This is a genomic window from Duganella levis (assembly GCF_009857605.1).
GTDB classification, from domain to species: domain Bacteria; phylum Pseudomonadota; class Gammaproteobacteria; order Burkholderiales; family Burkholderiaceae_D; genus Rugamonas; species Rugamonas levis.
This window is the reverse complement of the sequence record NZ_WWCT01000007.1, coordinates 220,355-240,200: the sequence shown is the minus strand read 5'-3', so window position 1 is coordinate 240,200 and position 19,846 is coordinate 220,355. Positions and strand designations below refer to the sequence as shown.

Here is a 19,846-nt window from a genome sequence, read left to right as displayed (position 1 = left end):
GCTGCGCTGCGCCAGCGTGGCGCGCATGTCGACGCCGCGCGCCAGCCAGCCCGGATACCAGCCCGACAACGCCCCCACCACCGCGCCGAACAGCAGCCCGGCGCCGGCAGCGAACGGCGTGAACACGCCATCCAGAGGACGTTGCAGCAGTTCCGACGCCAGCGGTAGCAGCAGCCACGCCAGCAACAGGCCCAGTGCGGCGGCGGTGGTCGACAGCAGCATGGCCTCGGCCATGAACTGCACCAGCAGCTGACGCGTGCTTGCCCCCAGCACGCGGCGCATGGCGATCTCGCGCTGGCGGCCGAAGGTGCGCACAGTCGCCAGATTGATGTGGTTGACCACCGCCAGCAGCAGAATCAGCAAACCGGCCAGGCCGAGCGCCAGCACCATGCGCATGTCGCCGCGCGGGCCGGCGCCCATGGTGTTGGCGACCGTGCGGTCGAAGTAAGCCTCGCTTAACGGTCCAAGCCCGATATCCACCATTTTGCGCGCGGCCAGCGCGGCCTTCATTTCGGGCGTCGCCAGGTTGTCCCACGGCGCCTTGTCGACGACGTCCTGGAGCGTTTTTTGCAACGCCTGCGGGCTGGCGTCGGTTTTCACGTAAATGCGGCCGGCGATGCCCATCCAGTTGGACAACACCTGCTGGCGCTCCTTTTCAGACCAGAGCGTGCTGCCGATGCCGACCAGCGCGCCGAACTGCATGGTGCTGGCGGACGGCCGGTCCGGCAGGATGGCGCGGACCTGAAGCACTTGCTGGTTGATGACGACGGTGCGGCCGAGCGCCTTGCTAGTGCCCAGCAATTGCAGCGCCGCCTGCTGCGTCAGCGCCAGGCCGTCCGGTGTGGCCAGCGCCTGCCGCAGATCGCCTTGCAGCGCGCGCAGTGCGGCGATCTGCTCGAATGCCGGATCGACGGCGGTGATGTCGATCTCGCGCAGCGCGCCATTCTGGTTCAGCTGCGCCTTGCTGGGCCACCAGACGCTGGCCTGCAGCGGCAGGCCGCTGCGCAGCGCCACCTCGCGCAGCGCGAACGGCGTGTACTCCATCCACTGCGGCTGCGGGATGAAGTTCAGCCGGTGCTTGATGACGAACACGCGCTCGCGCTGCGGCACATCGCGGTCGTAGCTGAAGGAGTAGTACAAAAACGCCGTCAGCAGAAAGCACACCGCGAAACCGGCGGCGAGGCCGAACAGTTCGACGGCGGTATTGAAAGGCTGCCGTAACAGCAGGCGCCAGCCGAGGCGAAAATTTTTCATCGCTTAGTCCTTGAGTGCCAGGAGCGGCGACATGCGCATTGCTGTCAGCGTGTGACGGGTGGTGGCCAGCAGCGCGACCAGGACTGCCAGCAGCAAGGCCGCCGCCAGTGTCCAGACGCCGACCGGTGCGTGCTCGGTGTAGCTGGCAAGGTAGCGTTGCGTTGCCACCGCCGCCAGCGGCAGGCCGATGATGGCGCCTGCGCCGACCAGCACCGAGAACTCGCGCGCCAGCATCAGCGCAATGTGCTTGCCGGCAGCGCCGTGCAGTTTGCGCAGGACGATCTCGCGCCGGCTGCGCTGCACGCTGTAGGCCGACAGTACATAGATGCCGAACGCCGCCAGCGCAATCGCCGTGATGCTGCTGATGGCGAGGATGCGCATCAACCGCGCGTCGGCGGCGTAGCGGTCGGCCAGCACCGTTTCTTGCGTAGTCAGCGTCATGATCGCGTTGGGGAAGTTGCGGCGCCACAGTGGGTCGATCATGTCGTACGCCTGTTCCATCGTGGCGCTGGTGCGTATCATCGCTACGCTGCTTGGCCGCACGCGGTAGATCAGCGCTTTGGACGGTGCGTGCAGGCCCTGGAAGCGCAAGTCCGGCGCAATGCCGATGATGCGGAAGCCCTTCGGCATGGTCACGCCCACCGCTTCCTGCGGCGTGGCGAATCCCAGCGCTGCCGCAGCGGCGGCGTTCAGCATCACGCCGCCTTTGTCACTCTCATCGTGCGGGTCGAGCGCGGGATTGAAGCTTTGGCCGAAGACGGGCGTCAGGCGGTTCACTTCAAACCAGTTAGGGCTGACGAATTTGGCCTCCAGCGGAATTTCACCGCCGTCGCGCGTGGCGACCAGATTGGTTAACTTCATGCCATCGCGTCCCACGGCTTCCGAAATGGTGGCGACGCCCTGCACGCCAGATAGCCGGCGCAGTTGTTCGAGCATGGCATCGGCGGACGGCTTGCCTTCACTATCGCGGGGCAGGTCCAGTATCAGCAGGTGCGCCGGATCGAAACCGGGTGATGCATGGCTGGCGTACCAGGTCTGCCAGGCTACCGCCAGCGTGCCCGCACTGAGCGCCATGGCGCTGCTGAATTGCAGCACGGTGAGCAAGCGGCGCAGCCACAGGCCGGAGACGGTCTCGCTGTTGCCGCGTCCTGCCAGTGCACTGGCGGGACGCGCATGCTGCGCCAGCCACGCCGGATAGGCGCCGGCCACCAGACCGATGATCACGCTGAAGCCCAATGCGATCAGGCAGGCCAGCGGGGTAACCATGCCTTCCAGATGGCGGTTGACCAGGTTCGAGAAGGTCGGCAGCAGCAGCCACGCTAGCATGATGCCGGCGATGGCGGCCAGCATGGCGGTCAGCACCGACTCGCTGAGGAACTGCCGCAGCAGTTGGCCGGTGCTGGCGCCCAGCAGCTTGCGCAAACCGATCTCGCGCTGGCGGCGCAGCGTGCGCACGGTGGCCAGGTTGACGTAGTTGATCGCCGCCAGCAGCAGGATTAGCAAGCCGCCGGCGGCCAGGCCGAATACGCCGCTGATGCTGCCATAGGCGTCGCCACCGCGACTGGCGGCCAGGTCGGGGTCGAAATAGGCATCGCTGAGCGATTGCAGGCGGATATCTGACACGTTGCGTCCATTCAGCCCCTTGCCCATGGCGCCCTTGCGCACACGCTGGCTAAGCGGAGACGCTTCAATCGCCGTTTGCAGTTGCGCCGTCAAGCCGTCCGTGGTGGCGCCGGGCTTGATCTTCAGGTAGACCATGCCAGTGACCCAGGAATCACGCGCGCTGTTGCGCTCTGCCCAGGCAGTGCTGCCGGTGCCAATCAGCGCTTCGTATTGCTGGGTGCTGTTGGCCGGCGGATCGGGCATCACGGCGCGCACCTGCAAGGTGGTGTTCTCAAGACGCACGGTGCGGCCCAGCGCCGGTTCGGCGCCGAATAGCTTGGCGGCGGCGCTTTGCGTCAGCGCCAGACCATCCGGCTGGATGAGCGCCGCTTGCACATCGCCCGTCTGCGCCTGCAGGTTGAAGATGCTGCGGAATGCCGGGTCCACCGCATAAAGCTGCAAGGCGCGCAACTCGGTGCCGGCGCGCAGCGGCGTGTCGAGGCTCTTGACGAAAGCTGCTTCGCTGACGGCGCCGCTGTTGATGGCGACGTCGCGCAGCTGCATCGGTGCGCGCAACTGCCAATCGGGACGCGGGAACACGTTGACGCGCTGTTTGATCGCCAGCACGCGTTCACTATCCGGGATGCTGCTGTTGAAGTTGAGGCAGAAGGCCACGTAGCCGAACAGCAGGAAGCAGGCGGCAAAGCCGATTGCCAGGCCGCCGATCACTACCAGCGAGTAGGCCGGCTGCTGCAACAGCAGCCGCCAGCCGATGCGGAAGTCGCGCAGCATCATGCTGCTTGCAGCGCATCGACCATGACGCGGCCGTCCAGCAGGTTCAGGGTGCGCGAGGCTTGCGCCGCGTGATCGGGCGAGTGGGTCACCATCACCACCGTCGTGCCTTCGGCGTTGATGTCGCGCAGCAGGCGCATGACTTCATCGCCGTGGGCGCTGTCCAGGTTACCGGTCGGTTCATCGGCCAGCAGCACGGCAGGGCCGGACACCAGCGCGCGCGCAATCGCCACGCGCTGCTGCTGGCCGCCGGACAGCTGCGACGGCCGATGGCCGGCACGGTGGCCGACCCCCAGCTTGTTCAGCATCGCGGTGACGCGCTCGCGCCGTTCGCGTGCCGGCGTGCCGTTGTATTCCAGCGCCAGTTCCACGTTCTCGAACACCGTCAGTTCTTCGATCAGGTTAAAGCTCTGGAAGATGAAGCCGATGCGGCCGCGCCGCAGCTTGTTCAACTGCGCTTCGCTCCAGCCGGCGATGTTCTGGCCTTCAAACCAGTATTCGCCGCGGGTCGGGACGTCCAGCAGGCCGAGGATGCCGAGCATGGTCGATTTGCCGCAGCCGGAAGGCCCGGTGATGGCGACGTATTCGCCGGCTTCGATTTCCAGGTCGATGCGGTCCAGGGCCGTGGTCTGGATTTCTCCCGCTTGATGAACTTTGCTGACGCCGACGAGTTTGAGCATTGCGTGTGCCTTATGGTGAGGTAAAGAGAGGTTACTGCGGAATTTGCAGCCGTGGTGAATTTCCGTAAGCGGCGTAGCTGGACAGGATCACCTTGTCGCCGACGCTCAGGCCTTCCAGCACTTCGATCTGGCTGTTGTTGCGGCGGCCGGTGCGCACTGCGCGCCGCTGGGCACTGTGGCCGGTGGCGTCCAGCACATAGACCCAGGCGCCGCCGCTATCGTTGATGAAGGCGCCGTTGGGCAGCAGCAGCGCCGGCGCCGGTTCGCCGAGGGTGATGCGCGCGTCCAGGCTCTGGCCGGGATTGAGCACCGGCGGCTGGCCGTTGGTGAACACCATCTCCACCGTAAAGCGGCCGTCCTTGATCTGCGGGTAGATGGTGCTGATGTCGGCGGCATAGCTGCGGCCATCCTGCTGCACGTTGCCATGGCGGCCGACCGCCATGCGGTTCAGGTAATACTCGTCCACGCTGGCCGACAGTTTGAAGCGCGTCGGATCGTCGATGCGGCCGATGTTCTTGCCGGTCGAGATGGACTCGCCCACTTGCAGGCGGAAGTTGGTCAGCCGGCCTTCGACCGGCGCGCGCACCGCCAGCGCATCCACTGTGGCGGAGACCAGTTTCAGGCCCGAGTTCAGGCCCTGGATCGAGCTCTCCATCTGCTGTTCGGCGCTTTGCCGCACGCGCGATTCGGCCACGTTGGCTTGCTGTTCCTGTTTCAGGGCGCGCGCCTGCTGCGCGAGTTTGTCTTCCGACTCCTCCAGTGCCACGCCGGAGATAAAGCCTTGCGCTGCCAGCCGCACATTGCGCGCATGCTGCTTGCGTGCCTGATCGAGCGCGAATTGCAGGTCGTCCAGCCGCCGCTGGTGGTCGCTGGCGCTGGCCTCTTGTGCTACCCGCAGGTTGGACAGATTGAAGACGCTGACCGAATGTTCGTACTGGCGCGCCAGCAGCTCCAGGTTGCGTTGCGGGTTAGAGATGCGGAACAACAGCTGGCCTTTTTTCACCAGCGCGCCATCGACGGCAAACACTTCTTCCACGCGGCCCGATTCCACCGCGTCGAGGATCACAGAGTTGAGCGGTTCGGCATTGGCGCGCACGATGATGTCGTCGACGAAGACGCCGCGCGTGGCCTGGCCGATGCGCAGGTCGGCGCCGTCGATTTGCAGGCCGCGTGGCATCCACGACCACAATGCGTATGCTGCGACTGCTGTCGCCACCACGCTGGCAATGATGATGGCGATGCGCTTGCCGCGCCGGCGCGGCACCACGGCGTCCATGGCCACGCCGCTGGCGGGGAGGTGGGGGGCGGTGGTTTCAAATTTTTTTTTGATGTGCATAGCGGTCTTACAGCAAACGCTGTGCCATGCTGAAAACGCGGTTTTTATCCGCTTGCGCCGGCCGGGTGTTCATTTCCGGACAGTGCACGCTGTTCGCAACTGAACAGCTGTTGGAAGTGGGCGTTTACAGCGGCCGAGTGGCTGCTAGAATGCTTGCATGTCTGCCTATATCCTGATCCTTGATGACGATGCCGATGTCGCCACTGCCGCCCAGATGCTGCTGCGGCGGCGCTATGGCCAAGTGGCCACTCTATGCGATCCAGCCAGCTTGCCGGCTTTGCTGGCGCGCGGCGTGCCGGACGTGGTGCTGCTGGACCTGAACTTCACGCCTGGCCGCATCAACGGTGCGGAAGGCCTGGCACTGCTCGACGTGCTGCGCGCGCAGGCGAATCCGCCGGCGGTGATCGCGATGACTGCGTATGCCGACGTGCCGCTGGCCGTGGAAGCGCTCAAGCGCGGCGCGGGAGATTTCATCACCAAGCCGTGGGGTAACGCGCGATTGATCGCGGCAGTGGATCAGGCGCTGGCGCGGCGGGAGGCAGGACGCGGCGCATCGGCCGGTTCGCCGGAGTTGATGGGCGAGTCGCGCGCCATGCGCGAGTTGAAAGCCTTGATCGCCAGCGTGGCGCCGACCGAGGCTAATGTGATGGTGCTGGGCGAGAACGGCGTCGGCAAGGAGCTGGTGGCGCGGGCGATTCACGCGGCGTCGCGCCGTGCCAGCGGCACCCTGCTGGCGGTGGACATGGGGGCGTTGCCGGAATCGACGTTTGAGAGCGAGTTGTTCGGCCACCGCAAAGGCTCGTTCACCGATGCCAAGGCTGACAGGGCGGGGCGCTTCCAGGCGGCGCGCGGCGGTTCGCTGTTTTTGGATGAAATCGGCAATATGCCGCTGGCCGCGCAGGCCAAGCTGCTGACGGCGCTGGAACGGCGCGAAGTGACGCCGATCGGCGCCGACAAGCCGGAGGCGATCGATGTGCGCATCATCAGCGCCACCAATCTGGATGAAGCGCGTTTGTTCGATCCGTCGGTGTTTCGGGCGGACTTGTTATTCAGGCTGAATACGATCGTGATCCGCGTGCCGCCGTTGCGCGAGCGGCGCGAGGATGTGCCGCTGCTGCTGGCGCATTATCTGAAGATGTATGAGACCCAGTACCAGCGGCCGGCGCGCAATGTGGCTGCCGGGGCGCTGGATACGCTGGTGCTGCACGACTGGCTCGGTAATGTGCGGGCGTTGCGTCATGCCTGCGAGCGCGCGGTGATTCTTGGCCAGGGCGCGGAATACAGCGTTGCCGATTTTGGCCTTCCCAGCCTGGCGCAAGCCACCACACCGGCCGCCGCCGACATCGTTGTCGTGCCGGCGCTGGCCGACGCGCCAGCAAGCGCTTCTTCCGGCGACACCACGCTGGACGCGATCGAACGCGCAGCGATTGCGGCGACGCTGGCGCAATTTAACGGCAACATCAGCCACGCGGCAAAGACGCTCGGCATCAGCCGCGCAGCGCTGTACCGCAAGCTGGGCAAGCATGGCATCTGAACGCATGCTCAAGCTGGGCGTGGCGGCCGGCGCGACGGGCCTGATGGCATTGTCGGTCGCCGCCGACCTGCTGTCGTCAACACCCGAGCCACGCCGCATCGTGTTGTGCGGCCTGCTGGCCGTTGCACCGGCCGCTCTGTTGTGGCAATGCCTGCGCCGCCTCGCCCCGCGCTCACCGCGCATGGAGACGGCGCATAGCCGCTTTACCGACGACGACACCGCGCGGCCGACGGCCTACAGCGCCGACGCCCGAGCCAGTGTGGCACATCCGCCATTGACCGACACCATGCTCGCGCTGGAAGCCCGCCTTGAACACGCGCCGATCGCGCTATTCCGCATCGACCACGCGGCCGGCGCCGGCGCAGTATCGCCGCTGAACGCCGCCGCCCGCCGCCTGCTGGCCCCAGGCCGCGCCAGCGCCCCGCAAGACCTTCATCAACTGCTGGCCGCACAGCCGGTCGGTCACCGTCAACTGGTCAGCTTCGACACCGAACGCGGCGCCGAGCGTGCGCTGGTCGCCGTCTCTGCATTGGCGCTGCAAGGCGCATCGCAACGCCTCGCGGCCCTGATGCCGGTGGAAAGCGAACTGGAAGCCGAAGCCCTCAACGCCTGGCGCGAATTGGTACAAGTGCTCACGCACGAAATCATGAACTCCCTGACGCCGGTAGCATCGCTGTCGCGCACCGCCTGCGGCCTGCTGGACGAAGCCCAGGCCAACCTGCCGGCCGACATTCACGCCGACCTGGGCACCGCGCTGGACGCCATCGCCCGCCGCGCCGCCAGCCTGGTCGACTTTGTCGGCAGCTACCGCAGCCTGTCCACCGTGCCGCAAGCAGAGGCGCAGCGCGTGCTGCTGGAAGAATTGTTTGATCGCCTGAAGGCGCTGCTGGAACCGCAATGGGAGGGCAAGCTGACCTTCTCGGTCGAACCGGCGTCGCTGGAAGTGATGATCGATCCAGGGCAGCTGGAACAAGCCCTCATCAATTTGCTGAAGAACGCTTTGGAAGCCGGCACGCAAGCGCAGGTGCGCGCGCGCCTCAGTCGCGGTGGACGGTTGCGCATCGAAGTCGCAGACAATGGTCCCGGCGTGCCGGAAGCGCTGGCCGCTCACATTTTCACGCCGTTCTTTTCGACCAAAAAGCAGGGCAGGGGCATTGGCCTGGCGATGGTGCGCCACCTGGTGCACGCCAACGGCGGCACGGTGCGTCACGCGCGCTCGGTCGGCGTCGGCGCGCGTTTCATCCTGACGTTTTAACGCACCATATCCACGTGCATGATGCCGTCTTCGTCGTACGGCGCAGTCACCGTCTCGAAGCCGAAGCTGCCGTAGAATTTTTCCAGGTGCGCCTGCGCGCCGATGCGGAAGCGATAGCCCGGATGCAGCTGCTCGGACAGCGGAATCGCCTTGGCCAGCAACTCGCGGCCCACGCCCGTGCCGCGGCCGGCCTGCGTGGTCAGCACGCGGCCCAGCGACATCTCGTCAAACTTCACGCCCGGCGGCACGCAGCGCAGATAGGCCACCAGCGTGCGCTGGCCGTCGATCTCGCGCCAGCCCATCAAGTGATGGCAGACCGGATCGCAGCCGTCGATATCGGGATATAAACAGGTTTGTTCGAGGATGAAGACGGCCTGCCGCTGGCGCAGCACCTCATACCAGTCGTTGCGGGGAATGTCGTCAAAAGCCAGCCAGTGCCACTCAATCATTGCGCGTCTCGTTAGGATCAAAGCATTGATTGTATGTGAAAAAGGCCGGCGCCTCCGAAGAGGGCCGGCCTTGGCCGGATGTGGTGCTGAATCGCTTAAACGATGGTCAGGGTCACGTCGATGTTGCCACGGGTGGCGTTCGAGTAAGGGCAGACGATGTGCGCTGCGTCGACCAGTTTCTGCGCGGTTTCGCGGTCCATGCCTGGCAGCGAGATTTTGTGCTCAACTTGAATACCGAAACCGGTAGGCAGTGGGCCGATGCCGACGGCGGTTTCCACCGACAGGTCGGCTGGAATGGCGATCTTGTCACGGCCGCCGACAAATTTCATGGCGCCGATGAAGCAGGCAGCGTAGCCGGAAGCGAACAGTTGTTCTGGGTTGGTACCTTCACCGCCGCCGCCGCCGAGTTCTTTCGGGGTGCTCAGTTTGACGGACAGGTGACCATCCGACGAAGCCGATTGGCCTTCGCGGCCGCCGGTGGTTTTAGCGTGTGCAGTGTAGAGGACTTTTTCGAGCGACATGATATTTCCTTTCAGTGAGTGATACCGTTAAGTTTAGTTGGCTATTCAATCGCTTACTATCTACCATCTGGGAGTATAGCTTGCTAATCTACTACAACTCGCGCTGTTTGCAGCGCCCATGTACACACTATACATAGTGCACGATTTAATAGCAAGCTATATTTGTATCGGTTTGTAACAGCGATTTTTATCGCGTGCTGTAAGCCGCCAGTTCGTCCGGTGTACCTTGGGGGAACGCTTGCTTGATGAAGTCGAGGAAGGCGGAGACGCGGTTGCTTAGCAGGCGTCGGGAGGGATACAGGGTCCACAAGGCGATCTCGGAACCGTCGATGTCGCCCCAGTGGGCCAGCGTGCCGGCGGCCAGATCATGGCTCACCAGCGAGACCGGCAGCAGGGCGGCGCCGACACCGGCTCGTACCGCGTCCCGCACCATCAGCAGCGATGAGAGTTGAAGGACGGGCTGGACTGCGATCCGTGCAGTGGCACCGGCTACACTAACCTGCCACAACGTCTTATCGCCATTGGCGCCGCGTACCACGGCCGGGACTGGCTCGTCATCATGCGCTGGCCGGGCCATCTGCGGCGCGGCTACCACTACCAGACGGTCGCGCACGAAGATGCGTCCGACCAGAGTTTCGTCGCGGTTCGGATTCACGCGGATCACCAGATCGTAGCCTTCCTCCACCATGTCCACCGGGCGATCCTCCGTCGTCACTTCCAGGCGCACTTGTGGATGCTTCAGCGCGAATTCGGCGGCCAACCTGCCCATCGCCGTCTGCGAAAACAGCAGCGGTGCGCTGATGCGCAGCCGTCCACGTGGCGTGGCGCCACCGGCGGCAATGTCGGTCGCAGCTTCGTCTATTTCGCTGAGCAATGCGCCGGTGCGTTCGTGCAGCGCGCGGCCTTCCTCGGTCAGTTTCAGGGTGCGCGCGCCGCGTTCCAGCAGGCGCAGGCCCAGGCTGGTCTCCAGTTCCGCCACCCGGCGCGACAGGGTGGCCTTGGGCCGGCCGCTCGCACGCGCTGCCTTGCCGAAGCCGCCGTGCCTGGCGACCAGGTTGAAATCCGTGAGAGCAAGCAAATCCATGTGTTCCACCAGCGAGACAAAGTGTCTCAATATACCAGCTTTCGGACCGACTGCAAGACGGATAACATGGATTCATCTTTCAACCATACCTCAAGGAGAAATACCATGACCATCCTCGTTACTGGCGCCACCGGCCGTGTAGGCACCCAAGTCGTTCAGCAACTCGTTCAGCGCGGCGCAGCAGTGCGCGTGCTGGTGCGTGATCCATCCAAAGCCGCGTTTCCCGCCGGCGTGGAGGTGGTGCAAGGCGACTTGCTCGATCTCGACGCCATGCGTGCCGCGTTTGAAGGCGTCAACACGCTGTTCCTGCTCAACGCCGTTGCGGGCGACGAGTTCACCCAGGCGCTGATCACATTGAACATGGCGCGCACCTGCGGCGTCGACCGCGTGGTCTACCTGTCGGTGTTGCACAGCGATCGCTTCGTCAACGTGCCGCACTTCGCGGTAAAGCAGGGCGCCGAGCGCATGATCGAACAGATGGGTTTCAGCGCCACGATATTGCGGCCGGCGTACTTCATCGACAACGAGCACATGGTCAAGGACGTCATCGTCAACCATGGCGTGTATCCAATGCCGATTGGCGGCAAGGGGATTGCGATGATCGATGTGCGTGACATTGCCGAAGTCGCAGCGCTTGAGCTGATCCGCCGCGAGCAGGCGCCCGGCAAGCTGCCGAACCAGATCATCAATTTGGTCGGCCCGGACACGCTGACCGGTTCGGCGGTGGCGGCAATCTGGACCGAGGTGCTGGGACGCCCGGTGGTCTATGGCGGCGATGACCCCACCGGTTTCGAGCAAAACCTGGCCACCTTCATGCCGAAATGGATGGCCTATGAGATGCGCTTGATGGCCGAACGCTTTGTCAACGATGGCATGCTGCCGGAAGCGGGTGACCAAGCGCGCCTGACCACGCTGCTCGGCCGCCCCTTGCACACCTATCGCGAATTCGCCTCCGCGATGGCGGCGCAGTAAGCGTATCAATATGGTCAACGCTTTGCTAAGCGTGAGTCATAGAGCCACTTGCGCACCTTCTTTGCGCGGAGCTTGGAGTGTCGGAATGTAGTGGATTGATCAGTACGTTGTACTCTTCGGGGACGATAACGGAGGGTACGATCATCAGCGTACTGCTCTGCGCCTTGACCCAGCTATCTCCAGCGTCGAGGCTGACTGCTGCTGCAGGGATCGCATCCCATCCTACTGGAGGATGGCGCATGTCATGCGCCTTGTTCCAGACGTCATCCGGAAACCTTGGCGCCGACACCCGACATATCGTCCGCTGTGTAATCAGGGGTATCGGTAGCGATTCGCCAGACGATCACGCATAAGCTCCCGTCTGCATCATCGAGAGCAGTCGCGATACCATTTCCTGGCCCTCGATGGTGTCCATGTAGTCGGCAGGGCGTTTCCCGCCCAGGGCAGGAACCGGTTCCTCTATCCATTTCGCCAGCCACTTCGGCGCATCGAAATCTTTCGTCAGCTCGGGGTCGCCTGACTGTTCGAGGATGGTCTGGGCCTGTCCAACCAGCTTTGCCATACCCACGATCTTTTCGCTTTCCTCGGTCGACAGCGTTTGCTGCTTCGATGCTTTCCGCGTGACCGTCGCTTGGGCGATGCCGAACATGCGGAAAAATCGGTCTAGTGGAATACCAAGGTCGACAGCAAAAGCCTTGGTTTCGGTGGCGCCAACACCTGCACGGATGATCTGGATACGCTCCTCTGGCGAGGACAGGTAAAGTGAACGAAAATCATGAATCTTCGCCGCTCCGGTTCCCGTAAAGAGCCGCTTTACTGCGAATTTGCTCACGTTAAACCTCCATGCTCAAGATGTTCGCTTGAGCAGACAGATTAAGCCAAATGAGCAGATACGGCAATCGCCGTCGCGCTAAAGTTGAGGTCCGGAGCGCGGCCCCAGACCTCGGTTTGCTTAGCGCTTCGGCGGCATCAGGTCGAGCAGGATCGCGGTCTCGGCCTTGATGGTGTTCATCAAGGTCGGCTGCAGGTCCGGCGCCCACTGTGGCGAGTGGGTGCCGGGCAGTGGCTGGCCGGCTTTCTTCGCGGCTGCCAGACGGTCGGCATCCACCGCGCCGACGTGGATCAGCAGCGCTTTGACGCCCGGCTGCTGGCCGTACATGGCGAAGTCTTCCGACGTCATCTTCGGCGGCATCTCTTTCACAAACTCCGGACCGACAGCTTTTTCCACCGCCTTGATGGCGCGCGCCATCAGTTCCGGATCGTTGTAGACCGAATCGGTGCCTGGCTTAATATCAACCAGCGGTTCTTTCGGCGCGCCGGCTGCGATGGCTTCGCCGCGCGCTTCGCGGGCGATGCTGGCCAGCACGCGCTGGCGCACTTCCGGGCGGAAGGTGCGCACCGTCAGCGCCAGTTTGACCTGGTCCGGCACGATGTTGGCCTGGGTGCCGCCCTGGATGCTGCCGACCGTGATCACTACCGGATCGAGCGGATTGTTCTCGCGCGACACCAGCGTCTGCAACGCCAGCACCAGGCGCGCCGCCATCACCACCGGATCGCGCGTTTCATGCGGCACGGCGCCGTGGCCGCCCTGGCCAAACATGGTGATGGTGACGGTGTCGGCCGATGCGCGGAAGGCGCCGGCGTGCCACATGATGGTGCCGGAAGCCATGCTGGCGTCGTCATGCATGGACAGCGCGTAGTCCGGTTTCGGGAAGCGCGTGAACAGGCCGTCCTTCAGCATGGCGGCGGCGCCGTTCAGCGGCTCTTCCGACGGCTGGCCGACCAGCATCAGCGTGCCGCTCCAGGCCTTGCGATTTTCCGACAACAGTTTCGCCGTGCCATACCAGGCCGACATATGCAGGTCGTGGCCGCAGGCATGGGCCACCGGCACGGTGTCGCCGGCGGCGTTTTTGGTGGTAACCGAGCTGGCAAACGACAAGCCGGTTTTTTCCAGCACCGGCAGCGCGTCCATTTCGGTACGCAGCATGACGGTCGGGCCGGGGCCGTTGCGCAGGATGGCGACGACGCCGGTGCCACCCACGCCGGTGGTCACGTCAAAGCCCAGCGCCTTGGCGCGCTCGGCCAGCTTGGCGGCGGTTTCGTGTTCGTTGAAGCCCAGCTCGGGATGCGCGTGCAGGTCCTGGTAGAAGCTGGCCAGTTTGGGGTAATCGGCGGTCAACTGGGCGGCCAATGGGGCGGGCAGCGATGCGGCCTGGCTGGCGGCGGCTGTGATCAGGCAGGCAGCCAGCAGCGTGCGGCGGAACAAACGGGGAGATTTCATGGGGAACTCGCTTCAGGGTTGAGGAAGGATGCGATACATTTTACAACCAAATGTTACATAAATGAATTTATTGTTTCTTTGAAGAACTGGTTAGCGTAAAATCTTATACATTCAGTTAAAGCATATGCAAAAGGACGGCAATTATGGGATTTCTCTCTAATATCAATATCGGAAAACGCCTGGGATTAGGCTTTTTCCTCATTCTGGCGATGACGGTACTGATCGCCGTGGTCGGTGTCTGGCGCCTGGCGGAGGTCGGCGATTCGACCCGCACCATGATGGCGGCGCCGCTCACCAAGGAGCGCATGATTACCGACTGGTATAGCCTCAATTTCGCCTCGATCCGCCGTACTGCAGCCATCGTCAAGAGCGAAGACCCGTCCTTGGGCGCCTATTTCAAGGCCGATTCGGCCGAATCGGTCAAGAAGGCGGCTGAGCTGCTCAAGGGCATCGAGCCGCTGATCGCGGAAACCGGTCCGGAGCACGAGCTGTTCGCGCGCATCCTGGAACAGCGCAAGGCCTACAGCGCGTCGCGCGACGGCGCCGTCAAGGCCAAGGGCGAAGGTAACGCCGAGGAAGCGGCGCGCATCCTGGACCAGAAATTCACGCCGGCTGCGCAGCTCTATCAGGATCTGCTGCAACAACTGGTGACCATGCAGCGTGAGAGCATCGACGCCACCGCCCGCGCCATTGACGACAACACCAGCCACAGCCGCATGCTGATCGTGATCCTGAGCGTGATCGCAGTGGCAGTCGGCGCCGTGCTGTCCTGGCTGCTGACCCATGGCATCGTGCGACCGATCCAGGACGCCGTCGCGGTGGCGGAAACGGTGGCCGCCGGCGACCTGACGCACGTGATCGACGCCCGCACCAACGACGAGACCGGCAAACTGCTGCGCGCACTGCGCAATATGAACGACAGCCTGGTGGGCATCGTCAGTGAAGTACGCGTTGGTACCGACACCATTGCCACCGCATCGCATGAAATCAGCGCCGGCAACCTGGACCTGTCGTCGCGCACCGAGCAGCAGGCCAGCGCGCTGGAAGAAACCGCCGCGTCGATGGAAGAACTGACCACCACCGTGCGCCAGAACGCCGACAACGCGCGCCAGGCCAACCAGCTGGCCATCGCCGCATCGGAAGTGGCGACCCAGGGCGGCGCCGTGGTCAGCGAAGTGGTCACCACCATGAGCGCGATTAACGAATCGTCGAAGAAGATTGTCGACATCATCTCGGTCATCGACGGCATCGCCTTCCAGACCAACATCCTGGCGCTGAATGCCGCCGTGGAAGCCGCCCGCGCCGGTGAGCAGGGCCGTGGCTTCGCCGTGGTCGCCAGCGAGGTGCGCACGCTGGCCCAGCGCTCGGCCGCCGCCGCCAAGGAAATCAAGGAACTGATCACCGCCTCGGTGACCAATGTGGATGCCGGCGCCAAGCTGGTGGACACCGCCGGCGTGACCATGGAACAGGTGGTCAGCAGCATCCGCCGCGTGACCGACATCATGGCCGAGATCACCAGTGCCAGCCAGGAGCAGACCGGCGGCATCGAGCAGGTCAACGGCGCCATTGGCCAGATGGACCAGGCTACCCAGCAGAATGCCGCGCTGGTGGAAGAGGCCGCCGCTGCCGCCGGTTCGCTGCAAGAGCAGGCTACCCGCCTGGCCGAAGCGGTCGGCGTGTTCAAGATCAACGCCCCTGCCAAGGCCGCGCCGGTGTTCGCCCGCAAGACACCGGCGCCGCGCCAGTTGAGCACGGCACGTCCGGTTGCCGCCAAAGCTGTCAAAAAGGCCACGCACGCCAGCGACGACTGGGAAGAGTTCTGATTTTCATTAATTGATAATCATTCTCATTACATGTAAAATCGATGGCATTCTTCTTACCGATCAATGCCATGCGCCATCTGCCTCCGTCCCTCGCTCTGCCTGCCGTTAAACTGAACGCGCAGGTGGAACTGTGAAAAAGCTCTGGTTCCAGCTGCATTGGTTTGTCGGCATCACCGCCGGCACGGTCCTGATGGTGATCGGCCTGAGCGGCGCCATTCTCGCCTTCCGCGAGCAGATCCTGGATGCGCTCAATCCCGGCGTGCGCGCGGTAGCCGTGCAAAGCGCGCCGGTGCTGACGCCGCAGCAGTTTGCGCTGGCCGCGCGCGAATTGAAGCCACACGAACGCGTCACCAGCATCATCCTGTACGACACGCCGGGCTCCAGTGCCCGCATCGGCCTGGCGCCAGCGCCGGGCGAGCGCAAGGGCGAAACGATTTATCTCAATCCCTACACCGCCGCGTTGCTGCCGGAGCTGAAGTACGAAGGCTTCTTCGAGTGGACCGAGCAGCTGCACCGTTTCCTGCTGCTGCCGCGCGATCCGGGCAAGATGGTCAGCGGCGTGCTGGCCTTCTGCCTGATGGGGCTTGCGCTGAGCGGCCTGTATCTGCGCTGGCCGCGCCGCGTGTGGGACTGGCGCACTTGGCTCACCTTCGATACGCGCATGAAGGGCCGTTCCTTCCTGTGGGGCTTGCACTCGGTGGTGGGTACGTGGGTGCTGGTGGTGTTCATGGTGTTCACCGTGTCCGGCGTGTACTGGGCCTTCGATCCAATCCGCGACATGGCGGATGGCTGGATGGGCACCCTGCGTCCGCCGCGTGAAGCGGCTGCACCCAAGCCCAAGGCGGCCAAGCCGCCCAAGGCCGAACCGGCCGACCTGACGCAAAGCTGGGCCACCTTCGAGCAGACCGCGCCGAACTGGCAGATGGCCTTCCTGCGGCCACCAGAGCGCGCCAATGCGCCGCTGCAGGTCCTGTGGGTGGCCAAGGATGCGCCGCATGTGCGCGCGCGCAGCAGCATGTCGATCAATATGCAAACCGGGGCGCTGCTGAAGAATGAACTGTATGCGGACAAGCCAGTTGGCGCGCGTCTGCAATCGACCATCTATCCACTGCACCTTGGCACCTACTTCGGCGTGATTGGTCAACTCATCGTGTTCATCGCCGCGCTGGCGCTGCCGGGCTTTGGCATCACCGGCTGGATGCTGTATCTGAATCGCCGCAAGCAGAAACGCATCGCCCGCGCCGAGCGCGCGCAGTTTGCCGCGTTAGCGCCGGCTGGCGTTGCGCAGGATGATCCGGTACTGATGGCCTATGCCAGCCAGACCGGCCAGGCCGAACGTCTGGCGCTGCAAAGCGCGGCCGCGCTGCAAAAGGCCGGCGTGGCGGTGCATGTGCATTCGCTGGAAAAACTGACGCCGCCGCAGCTGGGCAAATACCGCCGCGCGCTGTTCGTCGCCAGCAGTTTTGGCGAAGGCGAAGCGCCGGATAGCGCGCGCCGCTTCAGCCGTCTGCTGCACGCGGCCAAGGAAGAACTTCAGCATGTGCAGTACGCCGTGCTGGCGCTGGGCGACCGCAACTACGCGGAGTTCTGTGGCTTCGGCCGCACGCTGGATCAGCGCCTGAGTTTCATGGGTGCGCAGCCGCTGCATCCGATGATTGAAATGGACAACGGCGATGCCGGCGCATTGGCGCGCTGGGGCAATGCGCTGCGCGGCTTGATGGGCGAGGGCGCGGCCGATGCGGCGGAGGTGACGCTGGGCGCTGCCGCCGATGACAGCGATTACGTCAGCTGGCGTCTGGACCAGCGCGTGCTGCTCAATCCGGGCAGCATCGGCTTCCCCTTGTACCAGATTACGCTGGGTGGTGATATCGGCGATGGCTGGCGTCCGGGTGCGCTGGTGGATATCTGGCCGGGACATTACGGCGTGGATGCGGCGCCGCGCCGCTACTCGCTGGCGTCGGTGCCGCAGGACGGCAGCCTGCAGCTGGTGGTGCGCCAGGTGCAGTGTGAGCGCGGACTGGGCCTGGCCTCGGGCTGGCTGACCGACCAGGCGGCGATCGGCGACGAAGTGCGCGTGCGCCTGATCGCGAATCCGTCGTTTGACGCGTATCCGCAGCCGGCGCCGGCGATCTATATCGGCAATGGTTCTGGCATTGCCGGCCTGCGTTCGCATCTGCGCGCGCGGGTGCTGGAAGGCGCGCAGCGCAACTGGCTGATTTTCGGCGAACGTCAACAGGCGCATGACGCCATTTGCGCGGACGAGATCAAAGGCTGGCGCGCGCAGGGTTTCCTGCCGGAGCTGGATCTGATGTATTCGCGCGATGTTACCGGCGGCGGCTATGTGCAGGATTGTCTGCAAGAGCGCGCCGAGACGCTGCGCCAGTGGATTGCCGATGGTGCGGTGATTTTCGTCTGCGGCAGCTTGCAGGGCATGGCGGGCGGCGTGGATGCAGCCCTGGCCGACATCATCGGCCGCGCGCAGCTGGAGCAACTGGCTGAAGATGGCCGCTACCGCCGCGACATCTATTAACCAAGCTCCGTTGAAACCGGTGTAAACTGGCTTTATTCAATGAGATTGCGAGGCGTGCTATGGCTAGTAAACCATTACCACAACTGCAGGCTAGTAAATCCAAACGCCCCATCGAGACCGCAAGCTGGGCATCTTTGAACCGCGAGCAGCGACTTGAAGCGATCAGTACGATTTTCGGCATCTGGAAGGATCACCCCAAGGCGCCTGTCGATGGACTGGCGTATCAAGAGGAGATGCGGTCTGAATGGTGAAGACCAGAGCTCTTCTTGATACCAACATCATTATTGATCTGCTGAACGGAGTACCTCAGTCAGCGGACGAGGTGTCTTATTACTCGGATGTCGCAGTGAGCGCGATAACGCTGATGGAGCTCGCGGTCGGATGCATCAAGATGGGGACGATGCCGCAACTGCTGGCTTTCATCAACACCGGCGTGCAAGTCATCCATACAGATCACGCGATTTCCATGCAGGCTGCGCAGATTCGTGCGGCAGGGCTGGCGGCTCTTCCTAAGCGCAATATCAAGCTTCCTGATGCAATCATCGGTGCTACAGCTAACGTGAGTCTGAGAACGCTGGTAACTCGTAATCCGCGCGACTTTGGCGCAAGTGCGGTGCGTGTGCCATACCAGATAGTCAATGGGAAGGCTGGCAATATAGCGTCGCCGCCTCCATAAAAAACGTTTTATAACGCTGTCTCGAAGCCTTCCAGCACGTTCACCACGTTCACCCCGAGTTCCTTGACGACGTTGCCGCCTTCGAAGATGAAGGCGGTGGGAGCGTTCAGCCAGGCCAGGCGTTCGCCGATTTTCAGGTAGTCGGCGCTTTGCAGGTTGAAGCGGGAGAATGGATCGCCGGCAAACGTGTCCACGCCCAGCGATACCACCAGCGCATCCGGCGCAAAGCTGCCGATGCGGATGCAGGCCGTCTCCAGCGCCGAGAACCACGCCTGCGCGCTGCTGCCCGCTGCCAGCGGCAGATTCAGGTTGTAGCCCATGCCGGCGCCCTGGCCCCGTTCATCCGCATGGCCGAGATAAAACGGATACTCGCCACGCGGATCGGCGTGGATCGAGATGAACAGCACGTCGTCGCGGCCGTAGAAAATGCTCTGGGTACCGTTGCCGTGGTGGTAGTCGATGTCGATGATGGCGACTTTGCGCGCGCCGTCATCCAGCAGGTGCTGCGCCGCCAGCGCGGCATTATTCAGAAAGCAGGAACCGCCGAAAAAATCTGCGCCGGCGTGATGGCCCGGTGGACGGCTCAACACAAACGTGCCGCGCTCCCCCAGCCGCAGCGCATGCGCGGCGTTGACTGCGCAATCGGCGCCGGTCTTGGCGGCGGTCCAGGTGCCGGCGGTCAGCGGCGTGCCGCTGTCCATCGAATACAGCCCCATGCGTGCGGCAAAATTCTCCGGTTCGATATCGCTGCGCAGCGTGCGCACCGGCCACACCGATGGAAACGCGTCCTTCTTCGCATTGGCCGGATCGAGCGCCACCCATTCATTCCACGCGCCGCGCAAAAACTGCAGATAACGCGGGGTATGAATCCGCTCCAGTGACATCAACGGCACGCCATGCGGCGTGACGATGCGGCCCAGGCCACGCCGGCCCAGTTCCGCCAGCACCGCATCCGCACGCTCCGGCTTTTCAAAGCAGGGCACCAGTTCGCCGCGAAACATCTCGTGGCGCCCTTTGTGCTGCGCGTGCAGTTCGTTGTAGAAGGTGAGCATCGGAA

The 19,846-nt window shown here is 63.8% G+C and carries 17 protein-coding genes; 6 read left to right on the top strand and 11 right to left on the bottom strand.

The genetic code is table 11. The features are described from left to right. The 4 genes from GTP69_RS11805 to GTP69_RS11790 form a co-directional block, all read right to left on the bottom strand. Positions 1–1,254, bottom strand: a 1,254-nt coding sequence (locus tag GTP69_RS11805; RefSeq protein WP_161055083.1) for an ABC transporter permease, incomplete at its 3' end; no start/stop codon positions are given. A 3-nt stretch (positions 1,255–1,257) separates the two neighbouring features. Beyond that, positions 1,258–3,651 (bottom strand): ABC transporter permease, encoded by a 2,394-nt coding sequence (locus GTP69_RS11800; RefSeq protein WP_161055082.1) that lies wholly within the window; start codon positions 3,649–3,651, stop codon positions 1,258–1,260. After that, on the bottom strand, positions 3,648–4,328 hold the full coding sequence (locus tag GTP69_RS11795; protein ID WP_110846122.1) for an ABC transporter ATP-binding protein: 681 nt from the start codon (positions 4,326–4,328) through the stop codon (positions 3,648–3,650). The genes GTP69_RS11800 and GTP69_RS11795 overlap by 4 nt, the downstream gene beginning before the upstream one ends. A gap of 31 nt (positions 4,329–4,359) precedes the next feature. Further along, complete coding sequence (locus tag GTP69_RS11790; protein WP_229260905.1) at positions 4,360–5,664, bottom strand: efflux RND transporter periplasmic adaptor subunit; 1,305 nt, start codon at positions 5,662–5,664, stop codon at positions 4,360–4,362. 157 nt (positions 5,665–5,821) lie between these two features. On the opposite strand from GTP69_RS11790, the gene GTP69_RS11785 reads away from it, so the two are divergent. After that, positions 5,822–7,198 (top strand): sigma-54-dependent transcriptional regulator, encoded by a 1,377-nt coding sequence (locus tag GTP69_RS11785; protein WP_161055081.1) that lies wholly within the window; start codon positions 5,822–5,824, stop codon positions 7,196–7,198. Further along, the gene (locus GTP69_RS11780; RefSeq protein ID WP_161055080.1) at positions 7,188–8,453 is read left to right on the top strand and encodes a sensor histidine kinase; all 1,266 of its coding nucleotides are present in this window, start codon (positions 7,188–7,190) and stop codon (positions 8,451–8,453) included. Before GTP69_RS11785 ends, GTP69_RS11780 begins: the two co-directional genes overlap by 11 nt. On the opposite strand, the gene GTP69_RS11775 is transcribed toward GTP69_RS11780, so the two are convergent. From GTP69_RS11775 to GTP69_RS11765, 3 genes are all read right to left on the bottom strand, one after another. Then, positions 8,450–8,902: a GNAT family N-acetyltransferase gene (locus GTP69_RS11775; RefSeq protein ID WP_161055079.1), complete on the bottom strand. Its 453-nt coding sequence runs from the start codon at positions 8,900–8,902 to the stop codon at positions 8,450–8,452. The genes GTP69_RS11780 and GTP69_RS11775 overlap by 4 nt on opposite strands. A gap of 95 nt (positions 8,903–8,997) precedes the next feature. Further along, positions 8,998–9,423 carry an organic hydroperoxide resistance protein gene (locus GTP69_RS11770; RefSeq protein WP_110846126.1) on the bottom strand — a complete coding sequence of 142 codons (426 nt, stop codon included), beginning with the start codon at positions 9,421–9,423 and terminating at the stop codon, positions 8,998–9,000. A 187-nt stretch (positions 9,424–9,610) separates the two neighbouring features. Further along, positions 9,611–10,507 carry a LysR family transcriptional regulator gene (locus tag GTP69_RS11765; protein WP_161055078.1) on the bottom strand — a complete coding sequence of 299 codons (897 nt, stop codon included), beginning with the start codon at positions 10,505–10,507 and terminating at the stop codon, positions 9,611–9,613. 105 nt (positions 10,508–10,612) lie between these two features. On the opposite strand from GTP69_RS11765, the gene GTP69_RS11760 reads away from it, so the two are divergent. Continuing rightward, positions 10,613–11,479, top strand: a complete 867-nt coding sequence (locus GTP69_RS11760) for an SDR family oxidoreductase (protein ID WP_161055077.1) — start codon at positions 10,613–10,615, stop codon at positions 11,477–11,479. Positions 11,480–11,504: 25 nt separating this feature from the next. Here the strand turns inward: GTP69_RS11760 and GTP69_RS31835 are convergent, their stop codons facing one another. From GTP69_RS31835 to GTP69_RS11750, 3 genes are all read right to left on the bottom strand, one after another. Then, positions 11,505–11,768 carry an RES family NAD+ phosphorylase gene (locus tag GTP69_RS31835; RefSeq protein WP_371867906.1) on the bottom strand — a complete coding sequence of 88 codons (264 nt, stop codon included), beginning with the start codon at positions 11,766–11,768 and terminating at the stop codon, positions 11,505–11,507. A gap of 54 nt (positions 11,769–11,822) precedes the next feature. Next, positions 11,823–12,311, bottom strand: coding sequence for an Xre family toxin-antitoxin system antitoxin (locus GTP69_RS31715; RefSeq protein WP_161055076.1), 489 nt, complete (start codon positions 12,309–12,311; stop codon positions 11,823–11,825). A gap of 120 nt (positions 12,312–12,431) precedes the next feature. Next, positions 12,432–13,760 (bottom strand): amidohydrolase, encoded by a 1,329-nt coding sequence (locus tag GTP69_RS11750; protein ID WP_161055075.1) that lies wholly within the window; start codon positions 13,758–13,760, stop codon positions 12,432–12,434. Between the two features lie 143 nt (positions 13,761–13,903). Here GTP69_RS11750 and GTP69_RS11745 point away from each other — a divergent pair, with 143 nt between their 5' ends. The 3 genes from GTP69_RS11745 (at position 13,904) to GTP69_RS11735 (ending at position 18,789) form a co-directional block, all read left to right on the top strand. Continuing rightward, positions 13,904–15,583, top strand: a complete 1,680-nt coding sequence (locus tag GTP69_RS11745; protein WP_161055074.1) for a methyl-accepting chemotaxis protein — start codon at positions 13,904–13,906, stop codon at positions 15,581–15,583. 130 nt (positions 15,584–15,713) lie between these two features. Then, the gene (locus GTP69_RS11740) at positions 15,714–18,113 is read left to right on the top strand and encodes a PepSY domain-containing protein (RefSeq protein WP_371867905.1); all 2,400 of its coding nucleotides are present in this window, start codon (positions 15,714–15,716) and stop codon (positions 18,111–18,113) included. A gap of 244 nt (positions 18,114–18,357) precedes the next feature. After that, a complete protein-coding gene (locus GTP69_RS11735) occupies positions 18,358–18,789 on the top strand; it encodes a PIN domain-containing protein (RefSeq protein WP_161055073.1) in 432 nt (143 codons plus the stop codon). An 8-nt stretch (positions 18,790–18,797) separates the two neighbouring features. Here the strand turns inward: GTP69_RS11735 and GTP69_RS11730 are convergent, their stop codons facing one another. Continuing rightward, entirely contained in the window at positions 18,798–19,841 is a 1,044-nt protein-coding gene (locus tag GTP69_RS11730; RefSeq protein ID WP_161055072.1) for a histone deacetylase family protein, read from the bottom strand. Positions 19,842–19,846 lie beyond the last annotated feature (5 nt).

Coding starts and splice junctions, on each gene's coding strand:
- GTP69_RS11770 (WP_110846126.1), bottom strand. CDS start 9,423: ATGTCGCTCGAAAAAGTCCTCTACACTGCACACGCTAAAACCACCGGC.
- GTP69_RS11795 (WP_110846122.1), bottom strand. CDS start 4,328: ATGCTCAAACTCGTCGGCGTCAGCAAAGTTCATCAAGCGGGAGAAATC.
- GTP69_RS11730 (WP_161055072.1), bottom strand. CDS start 19,841: ATGCTCACCTTCTACAACGAACTGCACGCGCAGCACAAAGGGCGCCAC.
- GTP69_RS11790 (WP_229260905.1), bottom strand. CDS start 5,664: ATGCACATCAAAAAAAAATTTGAAACCACCGCCCCCCACCTCCCCGCC.
- GTP69_RS11765 (WP_161055078.1), bottom strand. CDS start 10,507: ATGGATTTGCTTGCTCTCACGGATTTCAACCTGGTCGCCAGGCACGGC.
- GTP69_RS11785 (WP_161055081.1), top strand. CDS start 5,822: ATGTCTGCCTATATCCTGATCCTTGATGACGATGCCGATGTCGCCACT.
- GTP69_RS11780 (WP_161055080.1), top strand. CDS start 7,188: ATGGCATCTGAACGCATGCTCAAGCTGGGCGTGGCGGCCGGCGCGACG.
- GTP69_RS11800 (WP_161055082.1), bottom strand. CDS start 3,651: ATGATGCTGCGCGACTTCCGCATCGGCTGGCGGCTGCTGTTGCAGCAG.
- GTP69_RS11750 (WP_161055075.1), bottom strand. CDS start 13,760: ATGAAATCTCCCCGTTTGTTCCGCCGCACGCTGCTGGCTGCCTGCCTG.
- GTP69_RS11775 (WP_161055079.1), bottom strand. CDS start 8,902: ATGATTGAGTGGCACTGGCTGGCTTTTGACGACATTCCCCGCAACGAC.
- GTP69_RS11745 (WP_161055074.1), top strand. CDS start 13,904: ATGGGATTTCTCTCTAATATCAATATCGGAAAACGCCTGGGATTAGGC.
- GTP69_RS11735 (WP_161055073.1), top strand. CDS start 18,358: ATGGTGAAGACCAGAGCTCTTCTTGATACCAACATCATTATTGATCTG.
- GTP69_RS11760 (WP_161055077.1), top strand. CDS start 10,613: ATGACCATCCTCGTTACTGGCGCCACCGGCCGTGTAGGCACCCAAGTC.